We start from the raw sequence: 23,349 nt of genomic DNA, 5'->3' as shown, positions 1-23,349 counted from the left end.
CCACAAAGATTCGACCAGTCCGGGGTATAAATCATAATTGGCACTGGCTTTACAAGCACCCTGTTGAGTTCTCAAAGAACAACCACACACCGATCAGAAGCTCCACATTCGTGGAACCCCATTTCGGGGCAACCGCTCAAACCTACTTGGTCGAACTTTCATTGTCAACCTCGTATCCGAGGTGATCAATCTGGTTCGTCCGGACCCACGATGACGCACGCCGTACCCGGCGGTCGTTTCTGTCGTGGGAAGCCGCAGACCGGCCGATCGCCGCTTCGCGGCTCTCCGCCCGGCTCCTGCCGGCTTCAGAACTCTACCCGGTCGGCTTCGCGTTCGCAACCCCGTTACCGGAGTGTCCCGCACCGCCCGATCCTCAGTCTCGCTCGGCGTTCCCGCCACGAGCCTGGCGCCCGTTCTCGGCCGGTTTGTCCGGCCTCCCCCGTGCAGAGAGAAAGTTACGCGGCCGGCCGGTAGAAGGCAAATCAGGGTTCATCACTGGTTTGGCCGAACGGATCGGCGCGGTCTGCTCTGCGGTCGGCGACGCCGCGCACCTTGGCGTGCCAGAGTGTCAGGCATGGATGAGTCCGGGCTGGACGCCACGGTGTTTGCCGAGGAAGCGCTGCTCGGCGTCCTCCTGCCGTTCTGGCAACTGGTCATCGGCGCGGTCGTGCTGGTGGTCCTCGTGCTCTCGGTGGGACGGCTGGCCCGCCGGGGCAGATCCCGGATGACCACCGCTCTGCTGGTCACCGCGGTCGTCATCGCCGGCCTCGCGACGATCGGCGTCCTGTTGGAGGGGTGAGCGCTCAGAGCCGGCGGTTGGCCAGGCTGGGCAGCTCGGCCCGGATCGCGGCGAGGCGGTCGAGGTCCAGGTCGGCGACGGCCACCCCGGGGCCGTCCGGCAGTTGCGTCAGGACCATCCCCCACGGGTCGACCACCATGCTGCGCCCGAAGCACGTCCGACCGGGCTCGTGGTCGCCCGTCTGACCGGCGGCCGCCACGAAACACTGGTTCTCGATGGCCCGGGCGCGCAGCAGGACCTCCCAGTGGTCCCGCCCGGTGTGCAGCATGAACGCCGCCGGCACCACCAGCAGGTGGGCGCCGCCCTCGCTGGCGAGCCGCCGGTACAGCTCCGGGAAGCGCAGGTCGTAGCAGATCGACAGCCCGACCCGGAGACCCTCCACGTCCACGACGACGGGCTGCACGCCGGGCGCGACACTCGCCGACTCCAGGTAGGAGACCCGACCCGGGATCTCCACGTCGTACAGATGGATCTTGCGGTAGCTCGCGGCCAGGCTGCCGGCACGGTCGAAGACCAGCGACGTGTTCCAGGTGTGCTCCGGGTCCGGCCCGGCCTCGTGGAACGACCCGGCCACCACCCACATGCCCAGCCGCCGGGCAGCCGCCGCGAAGAAGGTGCCCACCTCACCGTCGACCGGCTCCGGTTCGGGCAGGTCTGCCGCGGGGCCGAGATAGTCGACGTACTCCGGAAGGATGGCCAGGTCCGCGCCGCCGTCGGCGGCGCGTTCCAGCAGCACCTCGGCGGCGGCCAGGTTTGCCTTGCGGTCATCCCGGGCGTTGAGCTGGCAGACGGCGACGCGCATGGCCCCAGAGTACGGCCGGGACGGCCGGCGCGGACAGCGTCAGATGCTGGCCAGCACCAGCGCCCCCGCGGCGAATCCGAGGCCGGCGATCTGGACCGGCCGCAGGCGTTCCCGGTCGACGGCGAGCGCGAGCAGCACCGTGCTGGCGGGATAGAGCGCGGCGATCGCCGCCACGATGCTGAGGTGACCTCGCGCGGCGGCGGCCATGAAAAGCGCGTTGGCGGCGCTGTCGAGCAGACCGGCGACGGCCGCCCAACCCAGCACCCGCCGGTCGAGCCGAAGCCGCACCCCGGTGGCGGCGGCGAGGACCAGGCCGAACGCGATCGAGCTGGCCCGGACCGCCGCCACCGGCCACATGCCGGCGCTCTCACTGGCCTGGCCGAGCAGCGTGAAGAAGACGCCGAAGAGCCCGCCGGCGGCGAGGGCCAGACCGACCAGCCGAGTCGGAACGCCCGAGCGGCTGCCCCCTTCGCCCAGGCTGACCAGGGCGATCGCCACCACGGCGAGGCCGGCGCCGGTGAGCGCCAGCGCTCCGGGGAAGCTCGACGTGAACAGGCCGGCGACGATCGGCACCACCGCGGCGGTGATCGCGGTGATCGGCGCCACCACGGCCATCATTCCGCCGGCGAGCGCCCGGTAGAGCAGCATGACGCCACCAGCGCCCGCCACCCCGGCGAGCAGCCCCCAGGCGATGTCGGCGACGGTCGGCGTCCCGGGCACCACCAGCACCAGAGCGACCAGCAGGGGGACGCTCAGCAGCTGGGAGACCACGGTCACCGCGATCGGATCGGCCCGGCGGGACGCCTTGCCGCCGGAGAAGTCGGCGGTGCCGAAGGCGATCGCGGACACCGCTGCCAGGAGAATGGGTAACATGCGACTGTCGTACCATAATAGTGACCGCGAAGGATAGTTTGATGACCGACACAGGTGGCCGGGTGGGCGCGGTGACCGCCGCCGTCGCCAGGCAGGTACGGGAACTGCGCGCCGCCCGGGGCTGGTCCTTCGAGGAACTGGCGGGCCGCTCCGGGGTGAGCAAGGCGATGCTCGTGCAGATCGAGAGCGCCCGCACCAACCCCAGCGTCGGCACGCTGTGCCGGGTCGCTGACGCGTTCGGCGTCAACATCGCCCGACTTGTCGAGCCGGACGAGGAGCGGACAGTGCGGATCAGCTCCACGGCCGAGGCGCCCGTGCTCTGGCAGGGCGAGCACGGCGGCACCGGCCAGCTGCTCAGCGGACTGGGCGAACCCGACCTGGTCGAGCTCTGGGACTGGCGGCTGGAGCCCGGCGAAGGACACCGCTCCTCCGACCACCCGCGCGGCACACGCGAGGTGCTGCACGTCCTGGCCGGCGCGGTGATCGTCCACGTCGACGGGCAGGATCACGCCGTCCGGGCCGGCGAGACGATCGAGTTCCACGCCGACCGGGCGCACGGCTATCGCAACGACGCCGAGGAACCGGCCCGGCTGATGATGGTGACTGTCACGCCGTCGGGCGAGTGGGACCGCCGAACACGGTCACGCCGGCCGCGTCAGTAGCGAACGGCCGGCGTGACGCGGGGACGATCAGGCCGACTTCTCCTCGCGGTCCCGCCGGGCACGACGCCCGGTGAACTCGCGCGGAACGATTGTCGGGTTGACGTTCTCCAGGACGACCTCGCGGGTGATCAGCACCCGGGCGGCGTCGGGGTTGCTCGGCACCTCGAACATCGCGGAGAGCAGGACCTCCTCGATGATGGCCCGCAGACCGCGGGCGCCCGTGCCCCGCAGCATCGCCTGGTCGGCGATCGCCTCCAACGCCGGCTCGTCGAACTCCAGCTCGACCCCGTCCAGCTCGAAGAGCCGCTGGTACTGCCGGACCAGCGCGTTGCGCGGCTCGGTGAGGATGCGCACCAGAGCGCTGCGGTCCAGGCTGCGCACGTTGGTGATCACCGGGAGCCGGCCGACGAACTCGGGGATCAGCCCGAACTTGAGCATGTCCTCCGGCATGACCTGGCTGAAGATGTCATCGGTCGACCGCTCGGACACCGACCGGAGCCGGGCGCCGAAACCGGTGCCGCCCTGGCCGGTGCGGGACTCGATGATCTGATCCAGACCGGCGAACGCACCACCACAGATGAACAGCACGTTCGTGGTGTCGATCTGGATGAACTCCTGGTGCGGGTGCTTACGACCACCCTGCGGCGGCACGTTGGCCACCGTGCCTTCCAGCATCTTGAGCAGAGCCTGCTGCACACCCTCGCCGGAGACGTCGCGCGTGATCGACGGATTCTCCGACTTGCGGGCGATCTTGTCGACCTCGTCGATGTAGATGATGCCGGTCTCGGCGCGCTTGATGTCGTAGTCCGCGGCCTGGATGAGCTTGAGGAGGATGTTCTCCACGTCCTCGCCGACGTAGCCCGCCTCGGTCAGCGCGGTGGCGTCGGCGATCGCGAACGGGACGTTCAACATCCGGGCGAGGGTCTGCGCCAGGTGGGTCTTGCCGCACCCCGTCGGCCCGAGCAGCAGGATGTTGGACTTCGCCAGCTCGACGGCGTCACTGCCGGAGCCCGGCGCACCGGCCGCCTCGGCCTGGATGCGCTTGTAGTGGTTGTAGACCGCTACGGCGAGCGCCTTCTTGGCCTGATCCTGCCCGACGACGTAGTTGTCGAGGAACTGGCAGATCTCCATCGGCTTGGGAAGCTCTTCCCACTTCACCTCGCCGGACTCGGCCAGCTCCTCTTCGATGATCTCGTTGCAGAGATCGATGCACTCGTCGCAGATGTAGACCCCAGGGCCCGCGATGAGCTTCTTCACCTGCTTCTGCGACTTGCCGCAGAAGGAGCATTTCAGTAGGTCGCCGCCGTCACCGATCCGTGCCACCTACGTTCTCCCTGCACTCATCGGCCGGAGACCCGGCCCTGACCTGCGGGCGCTGCCTGCCGCCCGACTTCGTTCACCCCACCGGCCCAACCGGCGAAGCGGTACGGACCCGACGTTACCCGCTGGCGGAGCATTCTCCGACCCCCAAAACGGGTGTGTCAGAGGTCGGCCGGGAACGCGCGCCCCGGCCAACCTCTGACCCGGTAGTGCTCAGCTGGCGGCCTGAGCGGCCAGCAAACCCTTCTTGCGGCTGGTCAGGATCGTGTCGACCAGCCCGTACTCCTTGGACTCCTCGGCCGTCATGATCTTGTCACGGTCGATGTCCTTGCGAACCTGCTCGATCGGGCGGTTGCAGTGGCGGGACAGCATGTCCTCCAGCTGCGTCCGCATCCGCAGGATCTCCCGGGCCTGGATCTCGATGTCCGAGCCCTGCCCGTAGCCGCCCTCGGTGGCCGGCTGGTGGATGATGATCCGCGAGTTCGGAAGGGCCATCCGCTTACCCGGCGTACCCGCCGACAGCAGCACCGCCGCCGCGCTGGCGGCCTGCCCGAGGCAGACCGTCTGGATGTCCGGACGGACGTACTGCATGGTGTCGTAGATCGCCGTCATCGCGGTGAACGAACCACCCGGCGAGTTGATGTACATGATGATGTCGCGGTCCGGGTCGGTGCCCTCCAGCGTCAGCAGCTGGGCCATCACGTCGTTGGCCGACGCGTCGTCCACCTGAACACCGAGGAAGATGATCCGGTCCTCGAAGAGCTTGTTGTACGGGTTCGACTCCTTGACCCCGTACGACGTGCGCTCGACGAACGACGGCAGCACGTACCGGTTGTGCACGGCCGCGAACTGGGGCGGCAAGCTCAGATCGGTCATCGTCAGCTCCTCAGCTCAGGGTCCCGGCGCCATCCGGAACCTGAGCGGCCCCGATGATCACCTTGTCGATGAAGCCGTAGTCCATGGCCTCCTGGGCGGTGAACCAACGGTCCCGGTCCGAGTCGGCCTCGATCTGCGACTGGCTCTGGCCGGTGTGGTGCGCGACGCGCTCCTGGAACATCCGCTTCGTGTAGAGCATCTGCTCCGCCTGGATGGCGATGTCCGACGCCGTGCCGCCCAGACCACCGGACGGCTGGTGCATCATGATCCGAGCGTGCGGCAGGGCGTAACGCTTGCCCTTGGTGCCCGCGCAGAGCAGCAGCTGGCCCATCGAGGCGGCCATGCCCATCGCCACGGTCGACACGTCGTTGTCGATGAACTGCATGGTGTCGTAGATCGCCATGCCGGAGTAGACCGAGCCACCCGGCGAGTTGATCCACAGGTTGATGTCGCGGTCCGGGTCCTCCGCGGCGAGCAGCAGCAGCTGCGCGCAGATGCGGTTGGCGACCTGGTCGGTCACCTCACTGCCCAGGAAGATGATGCGTTCCTTGAGCAACCGGTTGTAGACCGAGTCGTCGAGGTTGCCAATGGAGTCGCCACCGCGCGCGTCAATCGCCCGGAGCGACTTCTTGGGGATGTGCATGTCGGTCATGGCAGCCCTTCGCTCTCCGTACCGTCTTTCCCGACACTAACCGCTGTGCGGGGCGGCAGAGTCCCGGTCGGGGCACTGTTCGCTCTCAGCGCAGTTGCGTCGGGCGCACCCGCGGCGCGGGCGTCCGGGCGTACCCGGGAAACGGATGTGGCCGCCGCCCACCGCACAGCGGCGGACGGCGGCCGCACCCGACGAATCAGTGCTCGTGGTTGTGCTCCGCCTCGTTGGCGGCGCGCAGCGCGTCCAGGGTGACCTCGTTGCCGGCCGAGTCCTTGATCGAGATGCGCTCCATGACGGCCGCGAGCGCCTTGCCCCGCCGCACGTCGCCGAAGACCGCGGCAGCCGCGCCGGAGCGCACCAGCTGGTCGTAGTACTGCTGCGGGGCCATCCCGGCGCGCTGCGCCCGGTGCACGATCTCGTGCCCGAACTCGTCGTCGGAGACCTGCACGTCCTCCGCATCGGCAAGCGTGTCGAGCAGGAGCTGCACCTTGACGCCCTCGGTCGCCGCCTCGGTCAGCTCGGCGTCGATCTGCTCCTCGGTCTTCTCCTCGGCCGCGAGGTATTCCTCCATGGAGGCGCCGATCCGCTCCAGCTGGTCGACCATCGCCTGCTTGCGGCTCGCGACCTCCTCGCGGACGACGCCCTCCGGCGCCGGCACCTCGGCGGCCTCGACCAGCTGCGCCAGCGCCTTGTCCCGGGCGGCGTAGATCTGCTCGACCTGCTTGCCCTGCGTGACCCGCGCCCGCAGATCGCCGCGCAGCTCCTCGATCGTGTCGAACTCGCTGGCCATCTGGGCGAACTCGTCGTTCAGCTCCGGCAGCTCCTTCTCCTTGACCGTACGCACGGTCACCGCCACGTCGGCGTCCCGGCCGGCGAAGTCGCCGCCGACCAGCTGGGTGGTGAAGGTGGTGCTGTCGCCGGCGGCGAGGCCGACCACTGCCTCGTCCAGGCCCGGCAGGAGCTGCTTGCTGCCGACCTCGTGGGAGATGTTGCTGGCCTGGCCGCCCGGCACGTCCTCGCCGTCGACGGTGGCGTTCAGGTCGATCTGCACGTAGTCGCCCTCGGCGGCGGCCCGCTCGACGGTCTTGAGGGTGGCGAACCGCTCCCGCAGGTTCTTCACCTGCTCGTCGATCTCGCTGTCGTCGATCTGCAGCTCGTCGACGGTCACCTCGATGGTCGTCGCGTCGGGCAGCGTGATCTCCGGACGGACGTCGACCTCGGCGGTGAAGTTCAGCGAGTCACCGTCGTTGAACTCGGTGATCTCGACCTCGGGACGCCCCAGCGTCTTCAGGTCGTGCTCGCGCACCGCGGCCATGATGTTCTCCGGGATGGCGTCCTGGACCGCCTCGTTGAGGACGGTGCCCCGGCCCACCCGCTGGTCGATCACCGCGGTCGGCACCTTGCCCCGGCGGAAGCCCGGGACCTGGACCTGCGAACCGATCTCCCGGTACGCCTTCTTGAGGCTCGGCTCGAGCTCGACGAACGGCACCTCGATGGCGAGCCGCACGCGCGTCGGGCTCAGAGTCTCGACGGTGCTCTTCACAGGCGTACTCCTTGACGGATCTGGGTTTTGACTCTGGGCCTTCGATTGGCCCATCGAGTGTAGGCGAGCCGGCCCGGCCGGCTGCTAGCGCCCGGGGCGACCCGGACGCGGACGACAGTCGGGGTGGCGGGATTTGAACCCACGGCCCCTCGCTCCCAAAGCGAGTGCGCTACCAAGCTGCGCCACACCCCGTGGCGACGTGCAGTCTATGCCGTCGCCGCGCCTCAGGCGGTGCCGGGGCGGCCCCCACCCGGACACATCGCCCGAAAGTCGCACCTTGTGCCCCGCGCGCCCGCGCCCGATGTCAAGATCCGCACGACTTCGGGGATGTGGGGGTATCCGCGAGCGGGGACACCGCCATTTCCCCGAGGTGGTGCGGATCTTGGGCGGTCGACACGCGACGCGCGTGTCCCGCGACGCCGCGGGGCGGTGGCGCGGCTGCGCATCGGACACGGCCATTGGGTACGCTGTCGGCGCGTCCCGTTTCGGCGGGGCGGAGCGCGGGCGTAGCTCAATGGCAGAGCTTCAGTCTTCCAAACTGACGGTGCGGGTTCGATTCCCGTCGCCCGCTCCAACAACCTCCGACCCAGGCCAGAGGCTGCCTCCCCTCATCCTGGGCCGGTTGAAGCGCGCCTAGGCAGACCTCCTGAGCCAGGCGGCGAGCAGGTCGCTGACCTCCTCGCCGAGGGCGGGCGCCGCGCGCCGGGCCAGCACGAGAAGGTCCGCATGCTGGTCGGTCGTCACATCGAGAGTGGGCAGCGGCGTGCGGCGCCAGGTCGTACGGCTGGCGTCTCGGACGAGCCCGGTCACGTCGGCCCGACCGCGTTGGGAGAGCCCCGGATCGGGGTCGACGGCCAGGAGCAGGGCGGCACGCAACCGCACGGCTACGGGTGCCGTGCCGAGCAGCCGATAGCCCGCGCGCCGCAGTTCCACCCGCGCGCCGGTGAGCAACTGCCAGGGCAGCTCCGCCGGCAGGGTTGCCGCGACGGGTCGGAGGGCCGTGGTGGCCTCGCGAACGACCGACGGTGCGGGATCGGTCAGCAACGGCAGGACCCGGCCGCTGTCGACGGCGTCGAGCTGGCGAAGCCCGCGTACGGCCGCGGCGCGGATCGTCGCGGCCGGGTGGGTGAGGAGCCCGTTCAGCAGCGGCGCGTCGGCCTCCGAAGCACTTTCGCTGAAGCCGTGGACAGCACCCGGTGTGGGCGCGGGGCCGGTGACCGCCGCCCGGTAGTGCGCCAGCGCGTCGGTGCCGACGCGCCGAGCGGCCTCCCTGGCGATGGCCCGCACCAGCGACGCGGGGTCATCGAGACGGGTGGCCACCTCGGCCGGCTCTCCGACCCGCAGCAGGCCGGTGAGGGCGATCGCCCGTACGTCCGGTCGGCGGCTGCGGGCGAGCCGCCGCAGGATCGGGAGCCGCCCGGTCCACACCGCCTCCCGACAGGCGGCCTCGGCAGCCAGCGAGCGGATACGTACGTCGGTCTCGGACTCCGCGGCGGCGACCAGGTCCTCGATCCGCAGCCAGCGCTGCGCCACCTCCATCTCGAAGACCAGCCGCCGCTGGGCCGCGGAGCCGGAGGTTCCGACCATCCGGCGTACGGCCGGCGGCGCGCTGAGCAGCGTGGCCGTGACCTGGTTGGCGGCGAAGCCGCCGCGCGACCGGGCGTCCACCAGCAGTGCCATCGGCATCGCCGCCGGAAGGTACGTGGCGGGGTCGTCGGCCAGCAGCAGCGCGAGGCCAGCGCGGGCCCGGTCCCGCACCTGCTGGACCCAGTCGCCGGTGCGCAGCACCAGAAACGGCACCAGATCCGGGCGGGGATCGTCCAGCATGGACCGGACCGCGCGCTCGCGGACGCGTCCGTCGCGGTGGGTGCTGGCCATCGCCACGGCGAGCGGGTCGACAGTGGGTCGGGTCAGACCGGCCACCAGCCGAACGAGCGGTGGCGACTGGTCCGGCAGGCACCACAGCACCTGGCGGGCGTGTTCGTCGAGCCGGGCCACCACTTTCGGGGAACGAGCCAGCGCCCGCAGTGCCGCCCGGCCCAGGTCGTGGTCGGCGTTGGCGACGACACCGTTCACCAGGAAGGTGAGGTGCTCCACGGTCTTCCGGCCGGCGGCGGAACGCTGGGTGGCCGCCGCGATCGCCACCTCCAGCGCCGCTTTCGTCTCCGCGCTGGTTTCTCCGCGGTGCCCCGGCGTCCACGTCATGTGATCATGCTGCCGCACCGGCGGCGGGGCCCGCCTCCGAGTTATCGGCGGGTGGCCCAGGAGGGCCGGGTCACCGTGTCACCTCAGGTGGAACCGTTCGTCGACCGCGAGGGCCGCCAACTGCGGCACGGAGAACGGCAGCTTCGTCAACTCCGGCCGGGTCTCGGTGAGTTGCCTGCCCTGCGCGACGAACACCACCACGCCGTCGGGGTGCCGATAGGCGGACCACTGGTCGAGGCGGTCGTCGACGCCCGGCCGGACCACCACGCCGACCTGCGCCGCCCCGACGGCCTCGACCTGACACTCGCCCTGCATGCCCCAGAACTGGCGGGCCAGCGCGCAGGGTTCAGCGGGTAGCTGGTTGCCAGCGTCGTGCACCTCGACGACCACACGCCCGGTGTCCTGCCCCTGGGCAACGGCGACCGAGGTCAAATAGCTCCACAGGTCGACGCCGTTCACCGTGTCCTCGAACTGCGCCTGGTGGGTCCGCAGCGTCCTCTGGTCGGCGGGCTGGTTCGGCGGGTCCGCCGGCGCGGTGTAGCCGGCGGGCACGACGGAGACGACCTCGTCGAGCAGCCGTACCCCCTGGTCGTACTTCGACCCTGCCCGGGCGGTCCGGTCCTCCTGTGGTTGACCGTCCGGCCCGGCCGGCCACGGCTTCTTGGTGTCTGACGTCGACGGGTTCGGGATGGCCTGCGGACCGCCCGCCGGCTGGTAGATGTCGCCCTTGGGTGTGCCCACGGCCGCGAGGCCGGCGACCGCCAGCACCATCGCCGCCGACCCGGCGCACGCCCAGGCGGCACGGCGGCGACCACGGGCGCGTCGTCCCGCCCCGAGCGCGGCCGCCGTACTCAATGGTGGTGGCGAGGTGGCGTCCGCCATCTCGCGGCGCAGCGCCTCGCGCAGGTCTTCTCCGTTCATCATTGCCCCATCTCGATCCCGCTGTGTGTGGTTGCCAAGAGGCCGCGCAGCGTGTCCAGCCCGCGCGCCGCCTGGCTCTTCACCGTCCCCGGAGAGCAGTCCAGCAGCGCCGCGACGTCCTCGATCGAAAGGTCCTCCCAGTAGCGGAGAACCAGCACCGCCCGCTGGCGCGGCGCCACCGAAGCCAGCGCCCGCAGCAGCACCAGACGGGTCTCCGGCGAGTCCGACGGTGCCGCCTGCTCGGCGTTGTCGCCGCCCACGCGTTCACGCCGCCACCAGCCGCGGCGGCGCTCGTCGAGGAACGTCCGGATCAGGATCTGCCGCACGTAGTTGTCGAGCACCTCGTGCCGGGAGACCCGGTTCCAGACCAGGTAGAGCTTCACGAACGCGGTCTGGACCAGGTCCTCCGCCCGATGCCAGTCACCGCACAGCAGGTACGCCGTGCCGCGCATCGCGTCCGACCTCGCCGCGAAGTAGTCGGCGAACGCCGCGTCGCGATCGCTCATTCAGGCCTCCGATCCCCGATTCGAGATAGTCACGCCGGGTCCGGCCCAGCGGGTTGCATCGCGAAAGAGGAACTCGCCGGAGTCGAGGCCGGTTGCGCGTCAACCCGTGACGGCGACCGCGCACGGCTTCCCCGGTGACGTCCGACCCCACGTCGAGCCGCCAGAGCCTGGTGCCGGTCGTCAGCGAGATCCCTTGACAGGTGTCGATCTGTGCACTGGTGTAAGGACCACGCACATCAACGTCCGTCACAGGAGGGCACATGATCGTCCGACGACGGTGGATGGCTGCCGCCACCACAGCGATCCTGATCAGCGCGGCGCTGTCCCATCCCGGTCCGGCGGCGGCGAGACCCGCCGCCGATGCCACACCGATCACCCTGACCGCCACCGAGACCGCCCTGGTCCGGGTGCAGCTGCGCGATCAGGCCCAGCTCGACAGGCTCGTCGCCGCCGGCGTCGACCTGGCCAACCGACCCCGGGCCCGGGACGGGAGGATCCTCGCCGACCTGGTGCTGACCGGCGCCCAACTCGCCGACCTGACCGCCCAGGGCGCCACCGCGACGCAGATCGTGCAGCGCGCCGGGGACGGCAGCCGGCACTTCGCCGAGAGCGTCCGCGCGGCGCAGGCCCGTACCGCCGCCGGACTGCGCGCCCCGGGCGCCGGGCAGCGGACCACCACCGCTGCCGCCGTCGACACCCTCGCGGTGCAGCAGGCGTACTGGTGGACCACAGGTGGGCAGACCTTCCTGCAGGCGCAGGTCGCCACCACCGCCACCGACGACCCGGACGTGGAGATCACCGTCAGTTGGCGGACCGCCGACGGCGCCACCGGGTCGTTCCCGCTCTACCGGTTCGAGGACGCGGGCGAATACCAGTACCACTACAACCTCCCCCAGCCGGTGCCGAGCCGGCCGGTCCAGCTGACCGCCACCTCCAGCCTCGGCGGAGTCAGCCGGGTGGTCACCCCGGCGCTGTGGCCGAACGCCACCCCACCGCCGCTGCCCGCCGGCTACCAGAAGGACTTCATCGACGCGTACCTGACGCCGGTGGACATCCAGGCGCGGATCAAGCGGCTCGGCCGCCAGTACCGGGACCTGGTGGACGTCATCGACCTGCCAAACAAGACCCAGGGATACCGGCGCACCGCCGTCGCGTACCTCGGTGATCCGGCGGCCGCCGCCGTGGTCGTCGAGTCGGTCCGCTTCGGCGACCAGGGCATGAACGGCGTCCAGGTGCGCACGGTCGACCCGGGCCGGCGAAACCGGCCGTTGACCGTCGGCTACCGCGACCGGGTTCTCACGGTGTCGCTGGCCACGGACACCGCCGGCAAGACGGTGAGCACCACCGACGAGGTCGCCGCGGCGATCAACGCCCGGCAACCGAACCGGTTCCGGGCCACCGTCGAGGACGGCTCGGCGGGCCTGCCGATGCCGGTCGCCGGGCCGACCCGCCTCGACGACGGCCTGCAGGGCACCGAGGTGCCGGAGAAGCCGTGGACGGTCCAGGCGCTGCGCCTCGGCGTGCACCGCGACGGCTCCCGGGTCGGGGTGCTGGCGTACTCCCAGGAGCACGCCCGGGAGTGGGCCACGCCGCTGGTGACCCTGGAGTTCGCGGAGCGGATGCTGGCCAACGCCCGCACCGACCCGGCCACCCGGGAGCTGCTGGAGCAGGTCGACATCTTCGTCATCCCGACGGTCAACCCGGACGGCGCGAACTACTCGTTCAACGACTACAACTTCCAGCGCAAGAACCTGGTCAACCACTGCACCGGGCCGGCCCGCGACCCGCGCTACCGCAACTCGTGGGGCGTCGACGTCAACCGCAACTACACGGTCGGGTCGTACTTCGACGGGTACGTGGGTGCCAGCGACAACTGCCTCTCCGGCACCTACGCCGGCACGGCAGAGCTGTCCGAGGCGGAGAGCGGCAACGTCATCGCGCTGGCCAAGGCCCACCCGAACATCAGGTTCGCGATGAACGTGCACTCCTACGGCGGGTACTTCATGTGGCCGCCGGGGGCGTACCGGGCCGATGGGCGGATCACCCTGCCCCGGCCGTCGATCGACGAGTCGACGCTGTTCCTGAACAGCGCCCGGCGGATCGTCGGCGCCATCGCGCAGGAACGCGGCACCGTCACCTGGCCGTCGCAGACCGGTCCGGTCGCCGACGTGCTCTACTCCGCCGCCGGCAACTCCGCCGACCAGCTCTACTACGAGCTGGGCATCTTCGCCTGGGACTTCGAGGTCGGCAACGACAGGTGGAACCCGACCACCGGCGAGTGGGAGGGCGTCGGCTTCCAGCCGCCGTTCGACGAGGCCCACGGCGAGTCCCAGGAGTACGCGGGCGGCCTGGTCGAACTGGTCCGGGTGGCCCGCGACCACGCCGCCGCCGAGGCGGCCACCGGCTGAGCCGACCGGGTCGCCTCGCCCCGCGGCGACGCCGATGGGCGAGGCGACGACCGCTAACCCCGCGGTTCGGGCAGACCCGAACGACGGACGCACCGGCCGGCCACGGATGAACCGTGGCCGGCCGGGTAAGCAGCGGCCTTGCCTGGTGGGGAGACGACCGGTGTCGCGGTGTCCCGCGACGTCGCGCACGGGCGGGCGGCCTGGCCGGCCCGCCCGTGCGCGCCGGGTCAGTTCGAGGTGACCCAGTTCCAGGCCGAGACGACCCACTCGGTCTGCTGCAGCCAGGCCACGCCGAGGCCGACGAGGAAGACCGCGGTGGCCAGGTGGGCGCCCCACGCGCTGCGCCGCACCCGCCCGAGCTGCCGCTCCAGCACCAACCGACCGATCACCCGGGCCAACGCGAACAGGCCGACCGCCACCAGCAGGCTCAACACGAGCACCAGCAGCGGGCCGGACAGATCGCCTCCACCGGAGAGCGCCCAGATCCCCCAGCACACGAACGCGAACAGGCCACCCGCCGCGCTCCACTCGCCGCCGCGACGCAACTGCGCCAGGCGCCAGCTCAACGGTCGGCGTGGCGCCGGCTCCCCCGGCCAGCCCGTACCGGTCGGCTCCTGCTCCACGACCGGGAACGGTTCGGTCCGCGGGGTGCGCGGCTGGCCCACCGGCGCCACGCCCCGGCGGAACCCGTCCCGCTGCGGCGGCACCCCGACGCCTGCCTGCGGTGGGACCTCCACGGTTCGCTCCGCCCACGGCTGCGTCTGGTCTGCCATCTCGTCCTCCCCCTGACCGGCGGCACCCCGCATTCGAGGGTAGCCAGCCGGCGAACCCGACCGGCGGCACGATCACCGCCCGAATCCGAGGGTAGCCAGCCGGCAAATCGGTCGCCGACCGCCGTCCGGCGCGAACCCGGCACGACGCGCCGAATTCCCCACCCGGCGCGGTACGGTCGGCTGATGGGTGATCCGGAGCGACGCAGGCGACGGCTGCGCCACCAGTCCGACTCCGACCCGGCCGGGCGCGGCGCGGACGGTTCGACGGCCAGCACGGCCGGCGTCCACGACGGCGTGGAGTCGCCGCCGCGACGTCGAGGGTCCGGCGGCGACGACCGCGACGGCGAGCGGGGGTTACGGGGGCTGGTCGGCTCCGGCTCGTCCCAGGTGGGGCTGAGCGCCGCGCTGCGGGCCCGGGACGCCGCCCGGCCCACCGACGACGACCTCGCCGAGGCAGAAGCCCGGGTGGTGGTCGTCCGCCGCAACTGGGTGCCCCGCGAGGAGTTGCCCCGCTCGCCGCGCTGAGGGCGGTGACCCCGGGTCAGGGCAGGTCGGGCAGCTCCCGGGTCTGCTCGTACGTGGCGACCTGGATGATCCGGCGGGCGTGCCGCTCGTTGCCGGAGAACGGCGTGCTCAGGAACGCCTCGACGATGCCGGTGGCCTCGTCCAGGGTGTGCTGGCGGGCGCCCACCGCGACGACGTTCGCGTCGTTGTGCTGGCGGGCGAGCTGAGCCGTCTCGACGCTCCAGGCCAGCGCGGCGCGTACGCCGGCAACCTTGTTCGCGGCGATCTGCTCGCCGTTGCCGGAGCCGCCGATGACCACCCCCAGGGAGGTCTCGTCGGCCACCACCCGGTCACCCGTGTGCAGGCAGAACGTCGGGTAGTCGTCGTCCGGGTCGTAGCTGTGCGGGCCGACGTCGACCACGTCGTACCCCTGCTTGGCCAGGTGGTTGGCCAGGTGCACCTTCAACTCGAAACCGGCGTGATCGGATCCCAGGTAGACGCGCATACCGGGCAGTCTGTCAGGCCGCGCTCTCCGACGCCGCAGCGGCGGCGTCGGAGAGCCGGGTTCGTCACACGGTCGTGCGGATGCTCACTCAGCGCGGCAGTTCGGCGACCACCAGGCCGCCGCGCGCCTTCGGGGTGAACCAGGTGCTCTTGCGGGGCATCTTCTCCCGGGCCAGGTTCACCGCGACGAAGTCCGCCACGGTCACCGGCGCGATGAGGACGGCCAGCTCGGCCCGCCCGGCGTCGACCTCCCCGGTGAGCCAGCTCGCCGGGTAGTCACCGCCCACGTAGGTGATCCGCTTGTCGCCCGGATCCAGTCCCAGGGCGTCGCGCAGCAGCAGCCGCTCGACCAGGGCGTGGTCCAGGTTCTCCAGGCGGGCGTCGGCGGTGGCGGGCAGGCGTACCGCGTACCCCTGGCCGGCGAGCCGGAGATGGACGGTGCCGCCGGCCGCCGGGACCTCGACCGGGCCGTCGATCGGCTCGACCTCGGCCCCCGCCGCGCGCAGCCTGTCGAGCAGCTCGGCCGGCGTGGTGGTCAGCTCGCTGACCAGCCGGTTGTACGGCTGGATGGCCACCGACGCGGGGGTGGTCACCACGGCCAGGAAGCGCGACAACCCGCCGGTCTGGGCGGCCAGGCTGCGGTGGTTGCCGTCGGCGACGACCAGCTCGCCGCCACCGGCGAGAGCGGTCAACGCGTCCTGCTCCGGGCCGGGGCCAAGCAGCCAGATGGCGTGGGTGCGCCCCGCCTGGTCGGTGTCGGTCGCGGCGGGCGCCCCGGCCACGTCGGTCGCCGCCGCGAGCGCGGCGTGCAGCTCGTCGCCGGTCCCGGTCTGCAGCAGGAGTACGGGCGAGAGCAGGTGACCCAGCGCCTCGGCCAGCGCGACGCGCTCGCGCACCTTGGCGATGAAGACGTCCTCGTTGCGGATGACCAGGCCCGGCTCGTCGGCGCGGGTGGAGATCTGGTCGGTGTCCACCATCGCGAACAGCCCGTACGCAGTCTCCTCGCCCGGGGCGCTGATCCGGTACAGCACGACCACCTGCTCGGAGGGGGTGTAGCTGCCGTCGGCCTTGGCCTCGGCGAGGCGGGCCACCGAGTCCGGCAGCGCGTCGAGGAACGACTTGCCCAGGCTGCCGGGAGCCCGATGCGGCATCTCGATGCCGAGGGCACTGTGCGGGTTCGCCTCGATGATCGCGGTGATCTCCGCGTCGTCGGCGAACTCGTCGTAGTTCTGCGCGCCGGTGCCGCCAGTGGTGATCCAGGCCCGGGCGATCGGATGTACGACCGTCATGCCCACTGACGCTACCGGCGGCGACGTCACCGGCGACGGGGACCCGCGCGGCGTCCACCAGATGAAAGTGCCGGGCCCGGACGGACTGTCAGCCGGCGCGGCCGGACGCGCCGTTGTGCCGCCGGTGTCGGCCGGCCACGACCGGTCCGGCGTTGCCGCGCCGGCCGTTGGCGACGGGCCCGGTGATGGCGTTGCGTCGGGGCGCGGCCGGCGGCCCCGGCACGGGACGCGGTTCCGGTGGTGGGGCCGGAACGGGACGCGGGTTCAGCGGCGGCGTCGGCACCGGCCGCGGGGCGGTGGGCGCCGGCGGGGGTGGGGCGGGCTCGGCCGGCGCGGCCGCCACCACCACCGGTTCCACGGCCGACGGTACGACCGGCTCCGGCGCCGCCGGCGTCGACACGACGGGCGTCGACGGTGCCGGCATGACAGGTGCGGGCGTGACGGGTGCGGGCGTCAGCCGCGAGGTGACCGGCACCCGGGCCACGCCGACCACGATGGGCGGCGCGAGCAGGTCCACCACGTCTGCGGGAAGGTCGGGGCGGACCGTCGGCCAGCGGGAGTCGTCGACCGACCAGTAGGCCGCGCCGGGAGTCTCGATCACCCCCTGTCGGGTCAGCTGATCGTCACCGGACGCACGGTGCTTGGCCATCGGGATTGCCTCCACGAGCTGCGGGGTGCGGCCCTGCGGGTCGCTGCGGCGGACACCGAGGGAAACGACGCCGCCCGCCCAGCGGTGACGCTGTGACAGTTCCCGACCCCGCGCAGCCGCACCCCGGGTCCGACGCGAGACACCCCGCCCGGACCGCGTGCGACACGACGCGCCCCCGCCCGGACAACCGACGGAGTCCGGACGGGGGCGCGTGGCGGTGGTGGTCAGTCGAAGATCGGGGACTGCTCGCGGGTGCGCTTGAGCTCGTAGAAGCCCGGGGTGCCGGCGACCAGGAGGACGCCGTCCCAGAGCCGTCCGGCGGCCTCGCCCTTGGGGCGCGGCGTGATCACCGGGCCGAAGAACGCGACCGGGCTGCCGTCCGGGCCGGGCGCGTGGACGACAGGGGTCCCGACGTCCTGCCCGACCGGGCGCATGCCGGCCTCGTGGCTGGCCCGCAGCGCCTCGTCGTACTCGGTGCTGTCGGCGGCGGCGGCCAACGCCGGGTCCAGGCCGGCCTCGGTCAGCGCGGCCACGTAGAGCTCCTGACCCCGCTCCTCCTTACCGAGGTGGATGCGGGTGCCGAGCGCCGTGTAGAGCTTGCCCAGCACGTCGTTGCCGTAGCGCTGCTCGGCGGCGATGCAGATCCGTACCGGGCCCCAGGCGGTGCTCAGCAGAGCCTTGTAGTCCTCGGGCAGCTCGTCCCGGCCCTCGTTGAGCACGGACAGGCTCATGACGTGGAAGCGGATGTCCACGTCACGGACCTGCTCGACCTCCAGCAGCCAGCGGGACGTGATCCACGCCCATGGGCAAATCGGGTCGAACCACATGTCGGCGGTGACACGATCGGTCACGGTGAGGTCCCTTCGCGACGGGTGGCGCCGGCAGTCCGGCGTCTCACCTCGATCCTCACCCCACGGCGCATCGACCGGCACCCGAATGAGAGCGTGACCTCGCCCACCGCCGGGTGCCCGTACGTGGAAGACTCGGATCGGGCCGGACGTCACGAGCGGTCGGCAGACGGGCGCCGCCGGGCGTACGGCGAGACGTGGGATGGAGACGAACAGTGCCGGGAGTGCGTAACCTGACGCAGGTCGAGGCGACCGAGCGGGCCCGCCTGCTCGAGGTGACCGGGTACGACATCAGTCTGGACCTGTCGACCGCCGTGCTGGCGGCCGACGGCCGCACGTTCTCCTCGACGACCGAGGTCCGGTTCCGCTGCGGCGAACCGGGAGCGAGCACGTTCATCGAGCTGGCCGCCGAGACGGTGCGGTCCGCCACCCTGAACGGCGCCCCGGTGGACCTGTCCGACTGGTCGGCCGAGAAGGGCCTGACCCTGACCGGGCTGGCCGCCGAGAACACCCTTGTCGTCGACGCGGACTTCGCCTACTCCAACAGTGGGCAGGGTCTGCACCGCACGGTCGACCCGGTGGACGGCGAGACCTACCTCTACAGCCAGTTCGAGACTGCCGACGCGCAGCGGGTGTTCGCCTGCTTCGACCAGCCCGACCTGAAGAGCGTCTACACCTGGCACGCAACAGTGCCGGCGCACTGGCGGGTCGTGTCCAACATGCCGGTGCAGCGCGAGGAGCCGGCCGGCGAGGGGCTCAAGACCCTCCACTTCACCGAGTCGGCCCGGATGAGCACCTACATCACGGCGCTGTGCGCGGGTCCGTACCACGAGGTGCGGGACAGCCACGACGGCATCGACCTGGGCGTGTTCTCCCGGGCGTCGATGGCTCAGTACCTGGACTCCGACAACCTGTTCCTCATCACCAAGCAGGGCTTCGACTTCTTCCACGAGAAGTTCGGCGTGCGCTACCCGCTGCCCAAGTACGACCAGCTGTGGGTGCCCGACTTCAACGCCGGCGCGATGGAGAACTTCGGCTGCGTCACGCACGCCGAGTCGCACTACCTGTTCCGCTCGCAGGTCACCGACTTCGAGTACGAGCAGCGGGCCAACACGATCCTGCACGAGATGGCCCACATGTGGTTCGGTGACCTGGTCACCATGCGCTGGTGGAACGACCTGTGGCTCAACGAGTCGTTCGCCGAGTGGGCCAGCCACTGGTGCAACACCCACGCCACCCGGTTCACCGAGGCGTGGACGACGTTCCTGTCGATCCGCAAGAACTGGGGCTACCGGCAGGACCAGCTCTCCTCCACCCACCCGGTCTACACCGAGATGCCCGACATGGAGGCCGTCGAGGTCAACTTCGACGGCATCACCTACGCCAAGGGCGCGAGCGTGCTCAAGCAGCTCGTCGCGTACGTGGGTGAGGAGCCGTTCGTGGCCGGGCTGCGGGCGTACTTCGGCAAGCACGCCTGGAGCAACGCCACCTTCGACGACCTGCTCACCGAGCTGGAGGCGGCCTCGGGCCGGGAACTGCGCAAGTTCGCCGCGCAGTGGCTGGAGACCGCGCAGGTCAACACGCTGCGCCCGGAGGTGACGATCGCCGCCGACGGCACGTACGAGCAGGTGGTCGTGCGGCAGGAGGCGCCGACGGCGTACCCGACGCTGCGCACCCACCGGATCGGCGTGGGCCTGTACGACCTGACCGACGGGCAGCTGGTCCGCCGCGAACGCCACGAGGTGGACGTGACCGGCGAGCGGACCGACCTCGCCGACCTGCGCGGCGTCCGAGCCGCCGACGTGCTGCTGCTCAACGACGACGACCTGAGCTACACCAAGCTGCGTCTCGACGACCGCTCGATGGCCACTGTGGTGCAGCACATCGGCGGCTTCGACTCGTCGCTGGCCCGCGCCCTCTGCTGGACGGCCGCGTGGGACATGACCCGGGACGCCGAGCTGGCGACCCGCGACTACGTGGCGCTGGTGCTGGCCGGGCTCTCCGCGGAGACCGACATCAACCTGGTGACCGCCACCCTGCGCCAGGCCACCACCGCGCTCACCCTCTACGCCGACCCGGAGTGGGCGCCCACCGGCTGGGCGGGGCTGGCTCGCTCGGCGAAGGACGCGCTGGCCTCCGCCGAGCCGGGCAGCGGTTTCCAGCTGGCCTGGGCGCGGGCGTACACCTCGGCCGCCCGGTCCGAAGAGGACCTGGCCACGCTACGGGGCTGGCTGGACGGCACCGGCGTGCCGGCCGGGCTGACCGTGGACACCGAGCTGCGCTGGACGGTGCTCGGGGCGCTGGTGGCCAACGGCGCGGCAGGTGCCGCCGAGATCGAGGCCGAGCTGGCCGGCGACCGTACCGCCAGCGGCGAGCGGGAGGCCGCGTACGCGCACGCGCTGGTGCCGACGGCGGAGAACAAGGCGGCCGTGTGGGCGCTGCTGACCGGCCCGGACGCGCTGCCGAACTGGCGGCACCGGGCGCTGTTGCAGGGCTTCGCCCACCCGGCGCAGGTGGAACTGGTCGCCCCGTACCGGGAGAAGTACTTCGCGGCGATCGGCCAGGTGTGGGCCACGCGGGACAGCGAGCCGGCGCAGGAGTTCGCCCAGTTGGCGTACCCGACCTACCTGGTGGACGACGACACGGTGGCGGCGACCGACACGTGGCTGGCCGGTGAGGGCAACCCCGGTCCGCTGCGTCGACTGGTCGCCGAGGGCCGCGACGGTGTGGTGCGGGCCCTCAAGGCCCGCGCGAAGGACGCCCAGCAGCACTGACATCGCCGACATGGGGGTGGCCGCCCGCGCGGGCACCCCCATGTCGCTGACCTGAAGCAGGGGCAGCGCGCTGACCTGGCGCGGCGTAACGCGACGAAGCCCGACCTGCCGTGCGGCGGGTCGGGCTTCGACGTACGAGAAGGGCTCAGCCCTTGCCGGCGTGGCTGGCCAACTGGTCGAGGCCGTTGATGATGCCGCCGGCCAGGTCGCCGCCGCTGAACGCGCCGACCATGGAGAGCGCGGCCAGCTTGGCGTACGTGTCGGGGATGCGCTTGCGGGCGTGCCGCCCGGTGACGATCTCCAACTGGCGCTGGTTGGGCGACACGGCGATCAGCACCGACTTGTCGGGCTCGGCGAGCTGGCGGTGCAGCCGCTGGGCGTGCTCACGGATCGGCTCGTCCAGGCCGCCGACGAACACCGAGAAGACCAGGCCGGTGCCCCTGTCGGCCAGGCGCAGGGCCTCGTCGATGCGCAGCAGCTGGCGGGTCGAGAACGGCCCGTCCAGCACCTCGGGCGGGTTGTCCGTCCCGGCCTGCTTCTCACCAACGGTCACTTGCGCCTCCGGTTCCACCGGCCGGCGCCTCGACGCTGGCCTGCTCTAGCTTGTGGCTGGTCAGCGCGGGCGCCTGCGCCCCCGCGGTCAGCGCGGTGCCGGCCGAGTCGGCCAGCTGCTCCGGGCGGCCCAGGAACCAGACCGGAGTGAAGTCGAAGGGCCGGCCCGGCCGGTAGCGCTTGGCGCCACCGCCACCGCCGGTGGCACCACCACGGCTACCGGCGTACGACAGGCCGGCGATGACCAGCACCGCGGCCAACGGGATGCCGACGAAGACCAGCAACGTCTCGGTAACAGACAATCCCAACGCCCCCAGGCGGAAGAAGGACCTCGAACAATCGGGTCGGATGGACGATCATGATGGCGACCGGCCAACTCCGTCGCCATTCACGTTAGCGGAGTCGACGGCCCGCCAGATTGCGGGGTGCCGATCCCATCCGTCACTGGCGTGCTCCAGTTGCGCAGCGGTCGCGATGAGCCGCGCGTCGTCGCCGTACCGGCCGGTGAGGAGCACCCCGACGGGCAGGCCGTCGGCCGTGGCGCCCACCGGCAGGGACACCGAGGGATCGCCTGTCACGTTGAAGATCGCGCAGTAGGGCGAGAAGCGGCGTTGCCTGTCGAAATCGGCCGCCGGGTCGCCGTCGGCGGTGAACCAGCCGACGGGTGCCTGCGGCGCGGCCAGGGTGGGGCAGAGCAGCAGGTCACAGCCGGCGGTACGGGCGGCGCCGAGACGTACCTGCGACTGCAACTCCCCCAGGGTGGCGGCGAGCGTGCCGGCGCTGATCTCGGCACCCCGGGCACGCATCAGCCGGGTCAACGGCAGCAGTTCCGCCTCCCGTTGCGGCGGCACCGGGGCGAGCGCCAACACGTACCAGAGGATCTCGAACAGTGGCCACACCGCGGGCGTGAGCGGCGGCGGCACCTCGACCACCTCGTGGCCGGCGCTGGTGAGCAGCGCGGCGGCCCGGTCGACGGCGGCCACGCAGTCGGGATGCACCGGCTCGTCGGCGAGCATCGGTGTGGTGAACCGGCCGATCCGCAACCGGCCGGGCTCGGCCCGGCGGGCCGCGGCCAGGTATCCACCGGGCGGCGCAGGCGGCGGCAGGTAGGGCTCGCCCGGCACCGGCACGGCCATGACGTCGAGCAGTGCGGCGATGTCGGCGACGGTCCGCCCGAGCGGGCCGCTGGTGGGCAGCCCGAAAGCGCCCGAGCCGAGCGGCCCGCCGGAGACCAGGCCGCGACTGGGCTTGTAGCCGATCAGGCCGCAGAGCGACGCCGGGATGCGGAGGGAGCCGCCGCCGTCGGACCCCTGGGCGATCGGCACGAGACCGGCCGCGACCGCCGCCGCCGCGCCGCCACTGGAACCACCGGCGGTGTACGCGAGCTGCCACGGGTTGCGGGCCGGCGGCGCGACGCGGCCCTCCGAGTAGAGCGAGCAGCCCAGCTCGGAGGTGGTCGTCTTGCCGAGGCTGACGAGGCCGGCGGCCTTGATGAACCGGACCACGTCGGCGTCGACGGGCGGGACGAAGTCGGCGAACGCCGCCGAGCCGAAGGTGGTGCGCACCCCCGCGGTGAGCGTGAGGTCCTTGATGGCGGTCGGCACGCCGTGCAGCGGGCCACGCGCCTCGCTCGGGGCGGCGTCGGCGGCGCGGGCGGCCTGCCGGGCGAGGTCCTCGGTGACGGTGACGAACGCGCCCACGGTATCGCCGAGCGCCGCCACCCGGCTCAGGGAGTGCTCGACCAGCTCGACGCTGGACAGCTCGCCGCGGGCGATGGCGGCGGCCTGCTCCAGCGCCGTCAGGTCGTGCGGCTCGGCCATGCCCTCATCCTGCCCGCTGGGAGCGGCTGCCAGCGGACCGACACGGCGTCGGCGTCGGACTGCGGTCGA

General features: G+C 71.7%; 22 protein-coding genes and 2 tRNA genes. 6 read left to right on the top strand and 18 right to left on the bottom strand.

Going from position 1 to position 23,349, the window contains the following annotated elements:
• The first annotated feature begins 574 nt into the window (after positions 1-574).
• Entirely contained in the window at positions 575-799 is a 225-nt protein-coding gene (locus tag AB0B97_RS23060) for a hypothetical protein (protein WP_007464098.1), read from the top strand.
• 4 nt (positions 800-803) lie between these two features.
• Here AB0B97_RS23060 and AB0B97_RS23055 read toward each other — a convergent pair whose 3' ends face one another.
• Together AB0B97_RS23055 and AB0B97_RS23050 are read right to left on the bottom strand one after the other, a co-directional pair.
• Positions 804-1,601, bottom strand: coding sequence for a carbon-nitrogen hydrolase family protein (locus AB0B97_RS23055; protein WP_357496231.1), 798 nt, complete (start codon positions 1,599-1,601; stop codon positions 804-806).
• Between the two features lie 39 nt (positions 1,602-1,640).
• Positions 1,641-2,474 (bottom strand): DMT family transporter, encoded by an 834-nt coding sequence (locus tag AB0B97_RS23050; protein ID WP_357496229.1) that lies wholly within the window; start codon positions 2,472-2,474, stop codon positions 1,641-1,643.
• Between the two features lie 41 nt (positions 2,475-2,515).
• Between AB0B97_RS23050 and AB0B97_RS23045 the strand changes: the two genes are divergently transcribed.
• Positions 2,516-3,136, top strand: a complete 621-nt coding sequence (locus tag AB0B97_RS23045) for an XRE family transcriptional regulator (RefSeq protein ID WP_357496227.1) — start codon at positions 2,516-2,518, stop codon at positions 3,134-3,136.
• Positions 3,137-3,163: 27 nt separating this feature from the next.
• Here the strand turns inward: AB0B97_RS23045 and clpX are convergent, their stop codons facing one another.
• The 5 genes from clpX to AB0B97_RS23020 form a co-directional block, all read right to left on the bottom strand.
• Positions 3,164-4,459, bottom strand: a complete 1,296-nt coding sequence (gene clpX, locus AB0B97_RS23040) for an ATP-dependent Clp protease ATP-binding subunit ClpX (protein WP_234590933.1) — start codon at positions 4,457-4,459, stop codon at positions 3,164-3,166.
• Between the two features lie 210 nt (positions 4,460-4,669).
• Positions 4,670-5,332 carry an ATP-dependent Clp protease proteolytic subunit gene (locus tag AB0B97_RS23035; RefSeq protein WP_088988028.1) on the bottom strand — a complete coding sequence of 221 codons (663 nt, stop codon included), beginning with the start codon at positions 5,330-5,332 and terminating at the stop codon, positions 4,670-4,672.
• 10 nt (positions 5,333-5,342) lie between these two features.
• Positions 5,343-5,984, bottom strand: a complete 642-nt coding sequence (locus AB0B97_RS23030; RefSeq protein WP_007464111.1) for an ATP-dependent Clp protease proteolytic subunit — start codon at positions 5,982-5,984, stop codon at positions 5,343-5,345.
• Between the two features lie 196 nt (positions 5,985-6,180).
• Positions 6,181-7,527 (bottom strand): trigger factor, encoded by a 1,347-nt coding sequence (gene tig / locus AB0B97_RS23025; RefSeq protein ID WP_234590946.1) that lies wholly within the window; start codon positions 7,525-7,527, stop codon positions 6,181-6,183.
• 118 nt (positions 7,528-7,645) lie between these two features.
• A tRNA-Pro gene (locus AB0B97_RS23020) sits at positions 7,646-7,719 on the bottom strand.
• Positions 7,720-8,027: 308 nt separating this feature from the next.
• Between AB0B97_RS23020 and AB0B97_RS23015 the strand changes: the two genes are divergently transcribed.
• A tRNA-Gly gene (locus AB0B97_RS23015) sits at positions 8,028-8,101 on the top strand.
• Between the two features lie 59 nt (positions 8,102-8,160).
• On the opposite strand, the gene AB0B97_RS23010 is transcribed toward AB0B97_RS23015, so the two are convergent.
• The 3 genes from AB0B97_RS23010 to AB0B97_RS23000 all read right to left on the bottom strand — a co-directional run bounded on the left by AB0B97_RS23010 (position 8,161) and on the right by AB0B97_RS23000 (position 11,159).
• On the bottom strand, positions 8,161-9,732 hold the full coding sequence (locus AB0B97_RS23010) for a hypothetical protein (protein WP_357496224.1): 1,572 nt from the start codon (positions 9,730-9,732) through the stop codon (positions 8,161-8,163).
• A gap of 78 nt (positions 9,733-9,810) precedes the next feature.
• Positions 9,811-10,656 carry a hypothetical protein gene (locus AB0B97_RS23005; protein ID WP_357496222.1) on the bottom strand — a complete coding sequence of 282 codons (846 nt, stop codon included), beginning with the start codon at positions 10,654-10,656 and terminating at the stop codon, positions 9,811-9,813.
• On the bottom strand, positions 10,653-11,159 hold the full coding sequence (locus AB0B97_RS23000; protein WP_234590953.1) for a SigE family RNA polymerase sigma factor: 507 nt from the start codon (positions 11,157-11,159) through the stop codon (positions 10,653-10,655). Before AB0B97_RS23000 ends, AB0B97_RS23005 begins: the two co-directional genes overlap by 4 nt.
• Before the next feature lie 260 nt (positions 11,160-11,419).
• On the opposite strand from AB0B97_RS23000, the gene AB0B97_RS22995 reads away from it, so the two are divergent.
• Entirely contained in the window at positions 11,420-13,567 is a 2,148-nt protein-coding gene (locus tag AB0B97_RS22995) for a M14 family zinc carboxypeptidase (protein WP_357496220.1), read from the top strand.
• 227 nt (positions 13,568-13,794) lie between these two features.
• On the opposite strand, the gene AB0B97_RS22990 is transcribed toward AB0B97_RS22995, so the two are convergent.
• Positions 13,795-14,340 carry a hypothetical protein gene (locus AB0B97_RS22990; RefSeq protein WP_234590960.1) on the bottom strand — a complete coding sequence of 182 codons (546 nt, stop codon included), beginning with the start codon at positions 14,338-14,340 and terminating at the stop codon, positions 13,795-13,797.
• A 183-nt stretch (positions 14,341-14,523) separates the two neighbouring features.
• Here AB0B97_RS22990 and AB0B97_RS22985 point away from each other — a divergent pair, with 183 nt between their 5' ends.
• The gene (locus AB0B97_RS22985; RefSeq protein WP_234590962.1) at positions 14,524-14,865 is read left to right on the top strand and encodes a hypothetical protein; all 342 of its coding nucleotides are present in this window, start codon (positions 14,524-14,526) and stop codon (positions 14,863-14,865) included.
• A 16-nt stretch (positions 14,866-14,881) separates the two neighbouring features.
• Here AB0B97_RS22985 and AB0B97_RS22980 read toward each other — a convergent pair whose 3' ends face one another.
• The 4 genes from AB0B97_RS22980 to AB0B97_RS22965 all read right to left on the bottom strand — a co-directional run bounded on the left by AB0B97_RS22980 (position 14,882) and on the right by AB0B97_RS22965 (position 18,137).
• Positions 14,882-15,349, bottom strand: a complete 468-nt coding sequence (locus tag AB0B97_RS22980) for a ribose-5-phosphate isomerase (RefSeq protein ID WP_234590968.1) — start codon at positions 15,347-15,349, stop codon at positions 14,882-14,884.
• An 88-nt stretch (positions 15,350-15,437) separates the two neighbouring features.
• Positions 15,438-16,637: a DUF1015 family protein gene (locus tag AB0B97_RS22975; RefSeq protein WP_357496217.1), complete on the bottom strand. Its 1,200-nt coding sequence runs from the start codon at positions 16,635-16,637 to the stop codon at positions 15,438-15,440.
• An 88-nt stretch (positions 16,638-16,725) separates the two neighbouring features.
• Positions 16,726-17,286 carry a hypothetical protein gene (locus AB0B97_RS22970; RefSeq protein WP_357496215.1) on the bottom strand — a complete coding sequence of 187 codons (561 nt, stop codon included), beginning with the start codon at positions 17,284-17,286 and terminating at the stop codon, positions 16,726-16,728.
• Positions 17,287-17,510: 224 nt separating this feature from the next.
• Positions 17,511-18,137, bottom strand: a complete 627-nt coding sequence (locus AB0B97_RS22965) for a disulfide bond formation protein DsbA (RefSeq protein WP_357496213.1) — start codon at positions 18,135-18,137, stop codon at positions 17,511-17,513.
• 221 nt (positions 18,138-18,358) lie between these two features.
• On the opposite strand from AB0B97_RS22965, the gene pepN reads away from it, so the two are divergent.
• A complete protein-coding gene (pepN, locus tag AB0B97_RS22960; RefSeq protein WP_357496211.1) occupies positions 18,359-20,908 on the top strand; it encodes an aminopeptidase N in 2,550 nt (849 codons plus the stop codon).
• Positions 20,909-21,053: 145 nt separating this feature from the next.
• On the opposite strand, the gene AB0B97_RS22955 is transcribed toward pepN, so the two are convergent.
• From AB0B97_RS22955 to AB0B97_RS22945, 3 genes are all read right to left on the bottom strand, one after another.
• Complete coding sequence (locus tag AB0B97_RS22955; protein WP_234582158.1) at positions 21,054-21,461, bottom strand: DUF5130 family protein; 408 nt, start codon at positions 21,459-21,461, stop codon at positions 21,054-21,056.
• On the bottom strand, positions 21,448-21,744 hold the full coding sequence (locus tag AB0B97_RS22950) for a hypothetical protein (RefSeq protein ID WP_112584149.1): 297 nt from the start codon (positions 21,742-21,744) through the stop codon (positions 21,448-21,450). Before AB0B97_RS22950 ends, AB0B97_RS22955 begins: the two co-directional genes overlap by 14 nt.
• A gap of 72 nt (positions 21,745-21,816) precedes the next feature.
• Positions 21,817-23,280, bottom strand: coding sequence for an amidase (locus AB0B97_RS22945; protein WP_357496208.1), 1,464 nt, complete (start codon positions 23,278-23,280; stop codon positions 21,817-21,819).
• Between the last annotated feature and the right edge of the window lie 69 nt (positions 23,281-23,349).

It is taken from the genome of Micromonospora sp. NPDC049004 (assembly GCF_040649315.1).
GTDB lineage: Bacteria > Actinomycetota > Actinomycetes > Mycobacteriales > Micromonosporaceae > Micromonospora.
Note: the sequence above shows the minus strand (reverse complement) of the source record. Positions and strands in the feature narration are given on the sequence as shown.